The sequence below is a fragment of the Streptomyces sp. NPDC107521 genome (assembly GCF_055598485.1).
This window is the reverse complement of the sequence record NZ_JBVKAT010000005.1, coordinates 44,124-58,294: the sequence shown is the minus strand read 5'-3', so window position 1 is coordinate 58,294 and position 14,171 is coordinate 44,124. Positions and strand designations below refer to the sequence as shown.

The 14,171-nt window shown below is 74.4% G+C and carries 12 protein-coding genes; 10 read left to right on the top strand and 2 right to left on the bottom strand.

Translation table 11 applies throughout. The features are described from left to right. Nucleotides 1-17: 17 nt before the first annotated feature. From ACZ7LB_RS09860 to ACZ7LB_RS09835, 6 genes are all read left to right on the top strand, one after another. Nucleotides 18-3,851: a non-ribosomal peptide synthetase family protein gene (locus tag ACZ7LB_RS09860; RefSeq protein ID WP_471466725.1), complete on the top strand. Its 3,834-nt coding sequence runs from the start codon at nt 18-20 to the stop codon at nt 3,849-3,851. Between the two features lie 98 nt (nt 3,852-3,949). Further along, on the top strand, nt 3,950-4,204 hold the full coding sequence (locus tag ACZ7LB_RS09855) for a tautomerase family protein (protein WP_471466723.1): 255 nt from the start codon (nt 3,950-3,952) through the stop codon (nt 4,202-4,204). Then, on the top strand, nt 4,201-5,133 hold the full coding sequence (locus ACZ7LB_RS09850; protein ID WP_471466721.1) for a pseudouridine-5'-phosphate glycosidase: 933 nt from the start codon (nt 4,201-4,203) through the stop codon (nt 5,131-5,133). The genes ACZ7LB_RS09855 and ACZ7LB_RS09850 overlap by 4 nt, the downstream gene beginning before the upstream one ends. A gap of 18 nt (nt 5,134-5,151) precedes the next feature. Further along, nucleotides 5,152-6,234 (top strand): alkene reductase, encoded by a 1,083-nt coding sequence (locus ACZ7LB_RS09845; RefSeq protein ID WP_471466719.1) that lies wholly within the window; start codon nt 5,152-5,154, stop codon nt 6,232-6,234. After that, entirely contained in the window at nt 6,231-7,196 is a 966-nt protein-coding gene (locus ACZ7LB_RS09840) for a ribose-phosphate diphosphokinase (protein ID WP_471466717.1), read from the top strand. The genes ACZ7LB_RS09845 and ACZ7LB_RS09840 overlap by 4 nt, the downstream gene beginning before the upstream one ends. A gap of 199 nt (nt 7,197-7,395) precedes the next feature. After that, nucleotides 7,396-8,181, top strand: coding sequence for an NYN domain-containing protein (locus tag ACZ7LB_RS09835; RefSeq protein ID WP_471466715.1), 786 nt, complete (start codon nt 7,396-7,398; stop codon nt 8,179-8,181). 132 nt (nt 8,182-8,313) lie between these two features. Here the strand turns inward: ACZ7LB_RS09835 and ACZ7LB_RS09830 are convergent, their stop codons facing one another. Both ACZ7LB_RS09830 and ACZ7LB_RS09825 read right to left on the bottom strand, forming a co-directional pair. Next, nucleotides 8,314-9,417, bottom strand: coding sequence for a protein kinase family protein (locus ACZ7LB_RS09830; RefSeq protein WP_471466713.1), 1,104 nt, complete (start codon nt 9,415-9,417; stop codon nt 8,314-8,316). Between the two features lie 19 nt (nt 9,418-9,436). Beyond that, nucleotides 9,437-9,802: a hypothetical protein gene (locus ACZ7LB_RS09825; RefSeq protein WP_471467151.1), complete on the bottom strand. Its 366-nt coding sequence runs from the start codon at nt 9,800-9,802 to the stop codon at nt 9,437-9,439. Nucleotides 9,803-10,666: 864 nt separating this feature from the next. Here ACZ7LB_RS09825 and ACZ7LB_RS09820 point away from each other — a divergent pair. The 4 genes from ACZ7LB_RS09820 to ACZ7LB_RS09805 are packed head-to-tail and all read left to right on the top strand — an operon-like array spanning nt 10,667 to nt 13,915. Next, entirely contained in the window at nt 10,667-11,095 is a 429-nt protein-coding gene (locus ACZ7LB_RS09820) for a 3-oxoacyl-ACP synthase III family protein (RefSeq protein WP_471466711.1), read from the top strand. Further along, entirely contained in the window at nt 11,092-11,700 is a 609-nt protein-coding gene (locus ACZ7LB_RS09815; RefSeq protein WP_471466710.1) for a 3-oxoacyl-ACP synthase III family protein, read from the top strand. The genes ACZ7LB_RS09820 and ACZ7LB_RS09815 overlap by 4 nt, the downstream gene beginning before the upstream one ends. After that, nucleotides 11,697-12,437 carry a glycosyltransferase gene (locus ACZ7LB_RS09810; RefSeq protein WP_471466708.1) on the top strand — a complete coding sequence of 247 codons (741 nt, stop codon included), beginning with the start codon at nt 11,697-11,699 and terminating at the stop codon, nt 12,435-12,437. Before ACZ7LB_RS09815 ends, ACZ7LB_RS09810 begins: the two co-directional genes overlap by 4 nt. Beyond that, complete coding sequence (locus ACZ7LB_RS09805) at nt 12,437-13,915, top strand: class I adenylate-forming enzyme family protein (RefSeq protein ID WP_471466707.1); 1,479 nt, start codon at nt 12,437-12,439, stop codon at nt 13,913-13,915. Before ACZ7LB_RS09810 ends, ACZ7LB_RS09805 begins: the two co-directional genes overlap by 1 nt. Nucleotides 13,916-14,171 lie beyond the last annotated feature (256 nt).

Here is a 14,171-nt window from a genome sequence, read left to right as displayed (position 1 = left end):
TTCGGGGGAGTCCAGCAATGAGCACCCACGCACCGATATCCAGAGTCTTCTCCCACCGCACGTCGCTGCGCGGTCTGCTGAGCCAGCAGGCCCGTCTGCGGGGCGACGCCGTCGCGGTCACCGCGGACGGCGGCGACCTCACCTTCGTGGACCTCAAGTCCGCCGCCGACCGGCTCGGCGCCCACCTGGCGGGACTCGGCGCGGCACCCGACACCTGTGTCGGTCTCTTCGCCGAACCGTCCGCCGACCTCGTGACCGGCGTCTGGGGCATCCTCACCTCCGGCGCCGCCTATCTGCCGCTGTCGCCCGACTACCCGGAGGCCCGGCTCCGGTACATGGTCGAGAACGCCGGCGTCCGCCTGGTCGTCACCCAGCCCCATCTGCGCGAGCGGCTCAGCCGCCTGGTCCCCCCGGGCACGGTCGTGGTCACCGCCGCCGACGCCCCGGCGCCCGGCCGCCCGCGCCCCCTCCCCGAGCCCCGGGGCGACCACCTCACGTACGTCATCTACACCTCCGGCTCCACCGGCAGGCCCAAGGGGGTGATGATCGAACAGTGCGGTGTGGTCTCGCAGTTGCGCTGGCTCGCCACCTGCGGACACCTCGGCCCGGACGTGTCCGTCCTGCAGAAGACCCCGATGAGCTTCGACGCCGCCCAGTGGGAGATCCTGGCCTGCGCGGTCGGCGCCCGGGTCGTCATGGGCACCCCGGGGATCTTCCGGGACCCCCAGGGCATCATCGGCATGATCCGGGAGCACCGGGTGACCACCCTCCAGGGCGTGCCGACCCTGCTCCAGGCCCTCGTCGACACCGAGGAACTGGGCACCTGCTCCTCCCTGACCCGGGTGTTCTCCGGGGGCGAGGCCCTCACCCGCACGCTCGCCCAGGACCTGTTGCGCGCGTTGCCCGGCGTGGGACTGGTCAACCTCTACGGCCCGACCGAGACCACCATCAACGCCACCTCGTACTGGGCCGACGAGAAGACGCTCGCGGAGTGCTCCCACGGGATGGTGCCCGTCGGGGTGCCGGCGGACAACGTCACCTGCTACATCCTCGACGAGGACCGCCGCCCGGTCGGCATCGGGGAGAGCGGCGAACTGTTCATCGGCGGGATCCAGGTGGCCCGCGGCTACATCGGCTTACCCGTGATGACCCGGGAACGCTTCCTCGTCTCCCCGTTCAACCCCACCGAGCGCCTCTACCGCACCGGTGACCTGGCCCAGTGGAACCCGGACGGCACCATCCAGTTCACCGGCCGCGTCGACAACCAGGTGAAGCTGCGCGGCTACCGGGTCGAACTCGAGGAGGTCGCCTCCCGGGTCGAGGAGCACATGTGGGTGCGCAGGGCCGCGGCGGTCGTCACCGACGACGCCCGCACCGGGGGCAAGACCCTCGTCGCCGCGGTCGAACTCAACGAGCGCACGGCCGCGGTGATGGACCAGGGCCGCAGCGACGCCGCCCACCACCAGTCGAAGACCTCCAAGCTCCAGGTGAGGGCCCAGCTCTCGAACCCCGGTCTGCGCGAGGCGTCGCGGCTGGAGGGCCGCCCCGCCGTCCGGCTGCCCGGCCGGGACGGCACCGAGGAGCAGCGAAGAGTCGCCTTCGCCCGCAAGACCTACCGGCTCTACCGCGGCGGCGCACTGACCGCCGACGACGTGGCCGCACTGCTCGCCCCGCGCCCGGCCGAGGCATCCGCCCCCCGCGCGGCGACCGACCTCACGCTCGACGAACTCGGCGCCGTCCTCCGCTGGTTCGGCCCCTTCCGCAGTGACGAACGGCTGCTGCCCAAATACGCCTACGCCTCACCCGGCGCCCTCTACGCCGCCCAGATGTACTTGGAGATCGAGGGGATCTGCGGACTGTCGGGCGTCTACTACCACCACCCTCTTGAGCATACCCTCGTACGTGTCGCGGATCTCACCGATTCCGGCCGAACTCCCGGCCTGAAGGTGCACTTCCTCGGCAAGCGGCACGCCATCGAGCCCGTCTACAAGAACAACATCGTCGAGGTGCTGGAGTTCGAGGCGGGCCACATGCTCGGCCTGTTCGAGGAGGTCCTGCCCCGGTACGGGCTCTCCCTCGTCCCCGCCGGCTTCGACCCCTCGGTCACCGCGCGGCTGGACGTGGAGTCCGAGGACCACTACCTGGGCACCTTCGCCCTCGCCCCGTACCAGGGACCGCCGGACACCGGTGAGGTGGACCTGTTCGTGCAGACGCACGGCGACCGGGTGGCGGGGCTGCCGGCCGGCCTCTACCACCACCGGGACGGCGCGCTGGAGCGGATCGGCGACCGGACGGTGGAGCGCCGCCACGTCATCGCCATCAACCAGGGCGTCTACGACCGTTCCTCCGTCGGCATCAGCGCGGTCTCCCGGGCCCGCGAGGAATGGCGGCACTACATCGTGCTCGGCACCCTGCTGCACCGTCTGCAGCGCGTCCCGGGCATGGGCTTCATGTCGTCCGGCTACTCCTCGAAGAGCGGGCACCCGCTGCCCTCCGCGCGGACCCTGGACGACCTGCTCGCCGCCGCCGGGGTCCCTCCCGCCCCCGCGTCGTACTTCTTCGTAGGCGGCCCCGTCACGCCGGAGCAGGCGGCGCACGAGGGCATGGACGAGGACGCCGTGCACACCCGGGGCCCGGCCGAGATGATCCGCGACGACCTCGCCCAGTTCCTGCCCGACTACATGATCCCGGCCCGTGTCGTGGTGCTGAACGAACTGCCCCTCACCGCCAGCGGGAAGATCGACGCCAAGGCCACCGCGCTGCTGCCGGAGGTGACCGCGGCCCGTACCTCGGCCCCCCACGTCGCCCCCTCGACGAAGACCGAACAGTGGCTGGCGGCCCAGTGGGGACGGATGCTGAAGTACGACGGGGTCTCCACCCAGGACGAGTTCTTCGCCTCGGGCGGCAACTCGCTGCACGCGGTGGCGCTGGTGAACCGGATCAACAAGGAGTTCTCCGCGCGCCTCCCGCTCCAGGTGCTGTTCGAGATACCCAGACTGGCCGACCTGGCCGCCCGCATCGACGACGGCGCCCAGCGGCGCAGTTCCCGTCTGGTGCCGCTGCACCCCGGCGGCTACGGCGACCCGGTGTTCGTCTGGCCGGGCCTCGGCGGCTATCCCATGAACCTGCGCCTGCTCGCCCAGGGGGCCCGCCTCGACCGGCCGGTGACCGGCATCCAGGCGCACGGCGTCAACGCGGGCGAGGAGCCCCACGCCACGATCCGCGAGACGGCGAGGGCCGACGTCGCCGAGATCCGCCGGGTCCAGCCCTCGGGGCCGTACACGCTCTGGGGCTACTCCTTCGGCGCGCGGGTGGCCTTCGAGGCGGCCTGGCAATTGGAGCAGCTCGGCGAGAAGGTCGAGAACCTGCTGCTGATCTGTCCCGGCAACCCGACGATCCGGGATCCCGAGGGCCGGGAGTGGGGCCGCGAGTCGTCCTTCGCCAACCCCGCCTACCTCACCGTCCTGTTCTCGGTGTTCGCGGGCACCGCCCAGGGTCCGGCCGTGCGGGACTGCCTGGAGCGCGTGACGGACGAGGACTCCTTCGTCGCCTTCGTCCACGAGCGGATGCCCGCGCTCGACGAGGGGACGATCCGCCGCATCACCCGGATCGTCGCCCGGACCTACGAGTTCGAGTACAGCTTCCGCGAGCTGGAGGAGCGCACGGTCGACGCCCCGGTCACGATCTTCAAGGCGCGCGGCGACGACTACTCGTTCCTGGAGAACGCCTCCGGCTACTGCTCCTGTCCGCCGCGCGTCGTCCGGCTCAGCGGCGACCACTACAGCGTGCTGAAGGAGCACGGGGTGAACGAACTCGTCGCCCGTGTCCGTGAAGTGGCCGGCCGCCGGTAGGCGTCCGCCGGACCCGACCGGCCCCCAAGAACGCCCCACCCCGTGCGTCCCCCGCCGCGGGGTGGGGCTCCCCCCGAACCGAAAGGACGTCCGCCGCCGTGCCGCACGTCAGCATCAAGCACTTCCCCCGCACGTTCACCGAGGACGAGAAGGCCGATCTGGTGGCCGAACTGACGCGGACGGTCACCCGGGTGTTCGGCGTCGAGCCCGGTTCCGTGTCGGTCGCCGTCGAGCCCGTGGCCCCGGCCGACTGGACGGCCGGGGTGCACGTCCCGGAGATCGAGGCCAAGGCCGACCTGCTGTGGAAGCAGCCGCAGTACTCCCAGCCCATCCCCACCGAAGGAACCCGATGAGCTCCGCGATACCCGTCGTCCACACCGAAGAGGTCCGCGAGGCCCTGCACGAGGGGCGCCCGGTCGTCGCCCTGGAGTCCAACGTGATCACGCACGGGCTGAAGTACCCGCACAACGCGGAGACCGCGGTGCGGGTCGAGGCCGCCGTCCGCAAGGGCGGCTCCGTCCCGGCGACCATCTGCATCGAGGACGGCGCGATCCGGGTCGGCATGACCGACCGGGACATCGAGCGCTTCGCGTCCGGTTCGGGCATCCCGAAGGTGTCCAGCCGCGACCTGCCGGTGGTGCTGGCCCGCGGCGGGGCGGGCGCCACCACCGTCGCCTCCTCGCTGGTCGCCGCCGAGCTGGCGGGCATCCCGTTCTTCTCCTCGGCGGGCCTGGGCGGCGTCCACCGCGGCGCCGAGACGACGATGGACATCTCCTCGGACCTGGTCCAGCTCACCCGTTCCAAGGTCGCCGTCGTCTGCGCCGGGGCGAAGATGATCCTCGACCTGAAGCTGACCATGGAGTACCTGGAGACGCAGTGCGTCCCGGTGATCTCCCACGGCTCGGACGACTTCCCCGCCTTCTACTGCGCCTCCAGCGGCTTCCGCGCCCCGCACCGGATCGACGACGAAAACCTCCTCGCCAGGGTCGTCGACACCCACTGGGCCGCGGGCCACCCGGGCGGCGTGGTCATCACCACCCCGCCGCGCGAGGAGGACGCCGTCGACTCCGCCGAGGCCGAGGCCGCCATCGCCGACGCACTCGCCCGGGCCGAGCGGGACGGCGTCACCGGCCAGGGCCTCACCAAGTACCTGATGCACGCCGTCGACCGGGCGACCGGGGGACGGACCGCACAGGCCAACATGGCCGTCCTCATCTCCACGGCAGAGGTCGGGGGCCGCCTGGCCGCCGCCTACGCCCGCCATCAGTCCGCCACCTCCTGAAACCAGTCAAGGAAGATCATGACCTCGCTCTTCGACTCCACCACCTTCGGCAAGATCGGGCTCGCCAACCGCCTCGTCATGGCGCCGATGACCCGCAACCGGGCCGAGCCCGGCGGCGCCGCCACGGAACTGATGGCCGAGTACTACGCCCAGCGCGCCTCCGCCGGCCTCATCATCACCGAGGGCACCCAGCCCTCCCCGCTCGGCCAGGGCTTCCTCAACACGCCGGGCCTGCACGACCCGGAGCACGTCCGGACGTGGCGCGCCGTCACCGACGCGGTCCACGCCCGCGGCGGCCGGATCGTCGTCCAGCTCATGCACTCCGGCCGCATCGGCCACCCCGCCCTCTACGCCGACGCCCACCAGCCGGTCGGCCCGTCGCCGGTCGCCGCCGCCGGGCAGAGCTTCACCCCGGAGGGCCCGCGGGACTACCCCGTCCCGCACGAGCTGACCGGTGACGAGATCGCCGCCACCGTGCGGGAGTTCGTCACCTCCGCCCGCCACGCCGTCGAGGCCGGCTTCGACGGTGTGCAGGTCCACGCGGGCAACGGCTTCCTGCTCCACCAGTTCCTGGCCGAGAACACCAACCGCCGCACCGACGCCTACGGCGGCTCGATCGCCCACCGCATCCGCCTCACCGTCGAGGTCACCGAGGCCGTCGCCGCCGCCATCGGCAACGAGCGCACCAGCGTGCGCGTCTCGCCCGCCAACACGTACAACGACATCGCCGAGGGCGACACCGAGGCCCTCTACCGGGCCCTCGTCCCGGCGCTGCCGAGCCTGGCGTTCCTGGAGGTGTGCGAGATGGTCACCCGGCCGGTGACCCTCGTGATCCGCGAGCTGTGGAAGGGCAACCTGGTGCTCAACCCGCACGCCGCGCCGGACTCCTTCCCGTCCACCGCGCAGACCGCCCAGCAGGTCCTCGACGAGGGCCTGGCCGACGCCGTCTCCCTCGGGGCGCTCTTCCTCGCCAACCCCGACCTGCCCGCCCGGGTCCGGGCGGGCGGTCCCTTCCAGGCCGCCGACGAGGCCACCTACTACGGCGGCGACCACCGCGGTTACACCGACTACCCGGCCCTGGGCCAGGAGGACGGGCGGTGACTCCGGCCGCCGAGCGCCGGCTCCAGGTCTTCACGGGGCGGGCCCACCCCGATCTCGCCGGGCGCATCGCCGCCGAGCTCGGCGCCGGTCTCGTGACCACCCGGGCACGGGACTTCGCCAACGGCGAGATCTACGTCCGCCACGAGGAGTCGGTGCGCGGCGCGGACTGCTTCGTGGTGCAGTCGCACACCGCCCCGATCAACACGTGGATCATGGAACAGCTCATCATGATCGACGCGTTGAAGAGGGCGTCCGCGCACAGCATCACCGCCGTGGTGCCCTTCTACGGCTACTCGCGGCAGGACAAGAAGCACCGGGGCCGGGAGCCCATCTCGGCCCGGCTGCTGGCGGACCTGCTGACCGCGGCCGGCGCGGACCGGATCATCACGGTCGACCTGCACACCGACCAGATCGTCGGCTTCTTCGACGGTCCGGTCGACCACCTGTTCGCGCTTCCGCTGCTCGCCGACCACGTGGCCGCGGGCACCGACCACCAGCGGCTCACCGTGGTGTCCCCGGACGCCGGGCGGGTGCGGGTGGCGGACCGGTGGTGCGACCGGCTGGGCGTTCCGCTCGCGATCGTCCACAAGAAGCGGGACAAGGACGTCGCGCACCGGGTGAGCGTCCACGAGGTGGTGGGCGAGGTCGAGGGCCGGGTCTGCGTCCTGGTGGACGACATGGTGGACACCGCCGGCACGATCTGCGCGGCGGCGGACGCCCTCCACGACGCCGGTGCCGAGGACGTCATCGTCGCCGCGACGCACGGCATCCTGTCCGGGGCGGCCCTGGACCGCCTCAAGAACAGCAGGGTCAGCAGGTTCGTCTTCACCGACACCCTGCCGACGGCCGCCGCGACCGGACTGGACAAGATCGAGGTCCTGTCCATCGCGCCGCTGATCGCCCGCGCGATACGGGAGATCTTCGAGAACGGTTCGGTGACGAACCTCCTCCAGGACCTGTAGGGCACCCGTCCGGCCGGGCCCGGACGCCGGTGGTCGCGCGACCGCCGGCGTCCGGGCCCGCCGCGTCGGAGGGGGCCCGGCGCGGCCGGCCCGGCGACACGGCCCGGCCGGCACCGCGACGGCCGACACCGCCCCGGGCGGCCGTCCGTGCTGAACGGGGGCTCCCGGCCCGCGGATTACTGGACTACGGTCGCCTGCTGTGGAGAGAACCGGAGAGAACACGGCGAAACTGGCGGTGCTGATCGACGCCGACAACGCGCAGCCGTCGGCGCTGGAGGAACTGCTGGCGGAGGTCGCCAAGTACGGCACGGCCCATGTCAAGCGGGCCTACGGGGACTGGACCGGGACGCAGTTGAAGGGCTGGAAGGAGCACCTGCTCGCCCAGTCCATCCAGCCCATCCAGCAGTTCGCCTACACCACCGGCAAGAACGCGACCGACTCCGCCATGGTCATCGACGCGATGGACCTGCTGTACTCGGGGCGTTTCGACGGGTTCTGCGTCGTCTCCAGCGACAGCGACTTCACCCGCCTCGCGGCCCGGCTGCGCGAGTCCGGGCTGACGGTGTACGGGTTCGGCGAGCGCAAGACGCCCAAGCCCTTCGTCGCGGCGTGCGACAAGTTCATCTACGTGGAGAACCTCAAGAGTTCCGACGCCCCGGCCGAGGCCAGGCCGGCCGCGCGGGCCACGGCGGCCCGGCTGAAGGGCGACGCCGCGCTGGTCAACCTGTTGCGGCACGCGGTGGAAGCGGCCTCCGACGACGACGGCTGGTCGCACCTCGCGCACGTGGGCCACATCATCACCAAGCAGCGCTCCGACTTCGACTCCCGCACCTACGGGTACGCCAAGCTCAGCGACCTCCTCGCCGCGACCTCCCTGTTCGAACTGGACCGCCGTACGGTCGGCGGAGGGAAGACGACGGTCATCTACGTCCGCGACCGGCGCCACGCCGGGGGCGGCCCGCGGCAGACGGCGCCTGAGCACTGACCGCCGCGCCCCGTGCCCGCCATCGGCTCCGGCTGGGCGCCCCGGGCCGGTGGGACCGGGACCGGTCCTCGCGACCGGGCCGGCCGGGCCGGGAACAGGGCGGGACCACGCGAGCCGGGGCGGCCGGGGACGTCACCCGATGCCCTCCGGGCCGCCCAGGGCCCGGCGGATCTCCGCCGCCGGGAAGGGGGTGCGCCTGCTCTCCCTGACGAGGCGGCGGGCGAACCCGTCCATGACGAGGGCGGCCGGGGCATGGAGGTCGACGGCGGCCGCGATCCCGGCCGGAACCCCGCCGGGGCGGCGGCCCGCCATCCAGTCGCGCAGGAAGGCGCCGCACTCCGCCCCGCCGCGCCAGGCCCCGGGCAGATGGTGGCGGAGCAGGTGCCACGGAACGTAGCAGCGGTCGTAGACGAGGTGGTCGTCGAGGAAGGCGGACTCCTCCGGCGTGAGGTCGAAGCCCCGGCCGAGGGCCAGCCCGAAGTCCGAGAAGTACACCCGCTCGCCGTCGGTGAGCACATTGGCGAGGTGGGCGTCGAAGTGCACCAGCCCGCGCGAGCCCATGAACTCCGCTCCCCGGAGCAGCTCCCGCCACGCCCACAGATGGGGGCCGCCGTCCTCCGCCCCCGGACGGACCGCGTCACCGGCGCGGGCCAGCCAGGTCCCGAGGGTCTGCGGGAGGTGTTCCAGGAAGAGCACGAGGCTCAGGGACGACCTGCCGATGGCCTCCAGCCGCGCGCGCACGGCGGGCGAGTCCTCCCAGTACGCGACCGCGCCGTCGACGCCGCCGAACTCGTCGGCGACGTCCGGCGGCGGCCGGTCCGGGAGGACCCGCCAGTGGTACAGCAGGGGGAATCCGCCGTACTCGTCCCGCAGCACCCAGGAGGTGGTCATGAGGTGCGCCGCCAGCTCGCGCCAGGCGCCGAACCCGGACGACCCCACGCCGTACTGGTAGAAGAGGGGGAGCCCGAACAGGTTGGCGGTGGAACGGAGGTGCTCCGGGCGCGTCTCGATCTCCGTCAGCGGGACCCGTTTGACGAAGACCGGAATCCCCTCGATCTCCATCTCGGCCCGCCTGCCGCCGATGCCCGAACCGGCCTCTCCCGCGGCGGCCACGGCGTCGCCCAGCTCTCGGTCGCCGAACCGGGCGAGCCGCGCCGCCGCGGTGGCGTACGCGGACCGGCGCCCGGTGTGCCGGGCACCGCTCCCCGCCGTGCGCGGCTCCCGGGAGGCGTCCATGGTGTCCGGTTCCCTTCCGTCAGGGGTGCCCGCGGAACTCGTGCACCAGCTCGATCCTCCCCGCGATGTGCCCGTTGAACTCGTCGAGTTCCCCGGCCGGCACCCACAGTTCCAGGATCGTGCTGCCGCCCGCCCGCTGGACGGGGTAGCGACGCAGGAAGTCCGTCCCGACCTCGAAACGGGTGACGAACCCGGCGCCGTCGTGCTTGACGTTCCAGTCCCGCGCGATCCGCACGGCGTACTCCTCGTTGAGGACCGGATAGAAGATCGGCTGCTCGGGCAGCCTGGGCGGCCAGTCCCGCCAGCCGGACGCCCGGACCAGTTCGAGTTCCCGGGGACCGGTCGGACGCCACAGCGTGGTCGTTGGCCGGCTGGTCACGCGGATGCTCCTCCTCGGCGGGGCGGACCCCCGTGCGGGCCGCCGGGAGGCCGACGGTACCGGCCGCCGCGGCGGGGCGGCCACCGGGTTTCGCCGCCCCGGGCACGAACGGCACGGCCCCGGTGCGCCGTTGACAGCGTTGGTGTCGTGGCACATCTGAGCGAACCGGTCCTGACCCCCGACGAGCGGGCGCGGGGACCGCGAACCGACGACGTGGTCTTCGCGATGGACCGGACCGGGGAGGAACACCCGGGCCGGCCGGCGGAGTCCGTGGCCCGGCGGGTGCGTGCCCTCGGGATCCCGCCGGAGGGCATCGGCGCCGCCCTGCCCCGCCCGGCCGGGGGCCGGCTCCGGGCCCCCGCCGCGCCGGGGCGGCCTCCCCGTCCGGCAGCTCGACCGCCTGGCGGGTGCGCTGGTCCCGCTGGGCTGCGCGCTGCTGACCCGGGACGACGGCACCGACACCTACGCGATCCCGGTCGCGCGCACCGCTGATCCCGAGCCCGGCGGGCTGTCGCACCGGGGGCTCCCCGTGCGGGCCCGGACCGCGCGCGCCGGGGAGGCCCTGGCCAGCCCGGACTGCCCGGACTGCCCGCGGACGCGGGAGCTTCCGGACGGCGGGACCCCGGCGGGTGAACACCGCGACCGCGGCACCCCGTTGTCCGACGCGGACGGCCGTCCGCTGCCCCGGGTGACGCTCCACGGCCGAGCCGCGCGCCGGCCGCCGTGGAGCGGTTCCCGCGGGCGCGTCGGCACCGCCGCCGTCCGCCGTGCGGGGCGCTTCCGGGGGCGCGCGGGACCGGACGATCACCCACTCCGTCTGAGTACCGGCACTCAGGCGGGGCCCGCCGGGGCGCTCCTAGCATCCGGGCCATGCACATAGACCACGCCGCCACCGCGCCGGAGTGCCGGGCGGGCATCATCGCGGTGGCCTCCTGCCTCCCGGAGCGCGAAGTGACCTCGGACCGCCTTCGGGAGCGCGTCGCCGCGGCCTCCGGGCTCCCCCTGCCGCCCCGGGTGCTCGAACGGGTCACCGGCATCGTCTCGCGCCGGGCCGTCACGGACGGCGAGTACGCCTCGACGCTCGCGGTGCGGGCGGCGCGGACGGCGCTGGAGCGGGCCGGGCTCGCCCCGTACGACCTGGACCTGCTGGTGTTCGCCTCCGCCACGCGGGACATGGCGGAACCGGCGACCGCGCACGTCGTGCAGGCCGCGCTCGGCTCCCGGGCGCACGCGCTGGACGTGACCAACGCCTGCAACAGCTTCGTCAACGGCATCGACACGGCACGGCACGGGCGATGATCCTCGCCGGGCGGGCCCGCCGGGCCCTGGTCGTCACCGGTGAGACGCCGAGCCGCGCGGTGCGGCACGCGCCGTCCGGCGCCGGGCAGCTCCGGGACGGGTTCGCCGGCTACACCTTCGGCGACGCGGGCGCCGCGGTCGTCCTGGAGGCGGTGGAGCGGGGCGGCATCGTCGACGTGGACACCGAGACGCACTCCGAGCACTGGCGGGTCGGCGGCATCCCCGGCGGTGGTTCGCGCCACCCCCGGGGTGACGAGCACACGTACTTCCGGGGCGACGGCGGCGAGCTGCGCGCGGTCTTCGAGAAGGTCGGCACGTCGGTGCTGGACCGGATGCGGCGGCGCACCGGACTGGGCTGGAACGACTTCCGGCACGTCCTGGTGCACCAGGTCACGGTGCCCTACCTGGACCGGTTCGTGGAGCTGACCGGGGTGCCCCGGGACCGGCTCGTGGTCACCGTCCCCACGCTCGGGAACATGGCCAGCGCCACGCTGGGCGTGCAGCTCGACCGCGTCCACGCGGGGCTGCGTCCGGGCGACCGGGTCCTGTTCGTGGGGCTGGGCGGCGGGGTCAGCATCATGACGATGGTCTGGGAGAAGGCGTGACCGCGCTCTGGGTGGTGGTGCCCGCCCACCAGGAGGCCGCGCGGATCGGCGCCACGCTGGACGCGCTCGCGGCCCAGCGGGACCGCGACTTCACCCTCGTCGTCGTGGACAACGCCTCCACCGACGGCACCGCGGCCCTCGCCCACGACTTCGCCCGGTGGGCGCCCTTCCCGGTGCACGTCCTCGACGAGCCGGAGAAGGGGGTGGGCTGCGCGGTGGACACCGGCTTCCGGTACGCGATCGGGCACGGCGCGACCTGGCTGGCCCGCACCGACGCCGACTGCCTGCCGCGTCCCGGCTGGACGGCCGGGGCCCGCTCCGCCCTGCGGCAGGGCGCGGGCCTGGTCTGCGGACGCGTGGACGCGCGCGCCGACGAGCACGGGCCGCTCGGGCGGGCCGCCTTCCGCGCGCTGGTCCGCGCCGCCGCGCTGTTCGGCCGGCTACGCCCCGCCCACCGGCGGCGCCACGGCTACCTGACGCCCTACCGGATGCACGCGGGCAACAACATGGCGGTCACCGCGGCGCTGTACGAGGCGGTCGGGGGGATGCCGCGCCGCCCCTCCCCCACCGACCGGATCTTCCTGAACCGGGTGCGCCGCCGCACCACCGCCATCGTCCGGGCCCGGGACATGGTGGTCGAGAACTCCAGCCGGCGGCTGCGGGCGTACGGCCCGGCCGGGACCGCCCGCTGGTACCTGGGCAAGGGGCCCGGCCGGCACGGGGAGGACCCGCGCTGATGCTCGACGCCCTCGCGCACACCCTGCGGCGCCACCCGGACCGGCCGGCCGTCCTGGGCGCCACCCGGACCGGCGCCGTACGGACCACGGCCACCTCCGGGGACCTGGCCGACCTCGCGGACCGCTGTACGGCCGCCCTGCACGCGCGCGGCGTCCGGCGGGGCTGCACCGTCGGGGTCGCCCTGCGGCCGGGGCCCCGGGCGCTGGCGGTGATGCTCGCCGTGCACCGCCTCGGCGCGCGGGCCGCGGTGCTGGACCCCGGCGCCGGGCCGGACGTGCTGCGGGCCCGGCTCGCCCTGGCCCCTCCGGACGTCGTCCTCGCCGACGCGGCCGCCCAGGCCGTCGCGGGCTGGGCCCGGCCGCTGGCCCGCCGGGCCCGGCTCGCGCTGCCGCACCTGGCGGAGCTGGGGCCGGTGGCCACGGTCGGACCCCGGCTGCCGGGCTGCGCCCCGGCCCTGGACGCGGGCGTGCGGGCGGCACCGCTGCCCCGGCCGGTGGACGGGGACGGCGACGCGGTCATCGTGTTCACCTCGGGCACCACCTCCCGGCCCCGCGCCGTGGTGCACACCCGGTCCTCGCTCGCCGCCGGTATGGCCACGGTGGCCGAGCTGGTCCGGCCCGGCGCCGGGCGGCCCGTCCTCGGCGGCACCTTCTTCGTCCTCGTGCCCTCCCTCGCGAGCGGGGCGCCGGTGGCGCTGCCCGCCCGCACCCCCGGGGTGCTCTCCCGCCAACTACGGTGCCTGTCGCCGCAGTCCACCTATCTGACACCACCTCAGTTGCGGAGTGTCCTGGCCCGGGGCGGGCGGTTCGGCGGGCGGGTGTGGACCGGGTCGGCCCCGGCCGGCGCCGAGTTGCTCACCCGGGTCAAGCGGGCCGGTGCCGACGAGGCGTGGGGGGTGTACGCGCTGACCGAGCTGTTCCCGGCGGCGGCGGTCGAGCAGGCCGACAAGGCGGCCTTCACCGGGGACGGGGACCTGGCCGGCGCGCCCCTGCCCGGGGTACGGGCCACCACCGGCGCCTCCGGGGAGCTGCTGCTGACCGGCCCCGCCGCCCGGGACCGCTGCCTGGGCGAGGCAGCCGACCCCTGGATCGCCACCGGTGACCGGGCCCGGCTGGACGGCGGCCGGATCGTGCTGGAGGGCCGCCTCAAGGACATGGTCCTGCGGCGCGCGGAGAACGTCTATCCGGGGTTGTACGAACCGTCGTTGCACGTGGCGGGGGTCGAACTGGCCCTGCTCGTCGGCGTTCCGGCGGATGACGGCGACGAGCGCCTGGTCGCCGTCGTCCAGCCGGGTCCCGGCGCCGACCCCGCCGCGCTGCGGGCGGCCCTGGCGGAGCCGCTGGCCCGGATGGGCACCGCCCGGCCGGACGCGGTGCTGTTCGACGACGTCCCGCTGGCGGGGCGTTCCCTGAAGCCGGACCGGGCCGCGACCGCCCGCCTCGCCGCCCGGCGCCTGGCGGAAGGGGCCGGGCGATGACCGCCGGGGGCGGCGGGCGGGCCTCGCGGGAGGACGGGGCCGCGGGGGGCCGCGCCGGAGCCCGGACCGGGGCACGAACCGGGGGCCGGACCGGGAAGGCGGGCCGGGGCACGGGCCCGAGAGCGCGGCGGACGCCCATCGGGACGCCCCGGCACCGATGCCCGTGCCGGCACCGATGCCGGTACCGGTGTCCGAGCCGGTGCCGGCCCGCGTGCCCGTGCCCGTGCCCGTGCCGGCCCGCCGTCCGGCCGCCGGA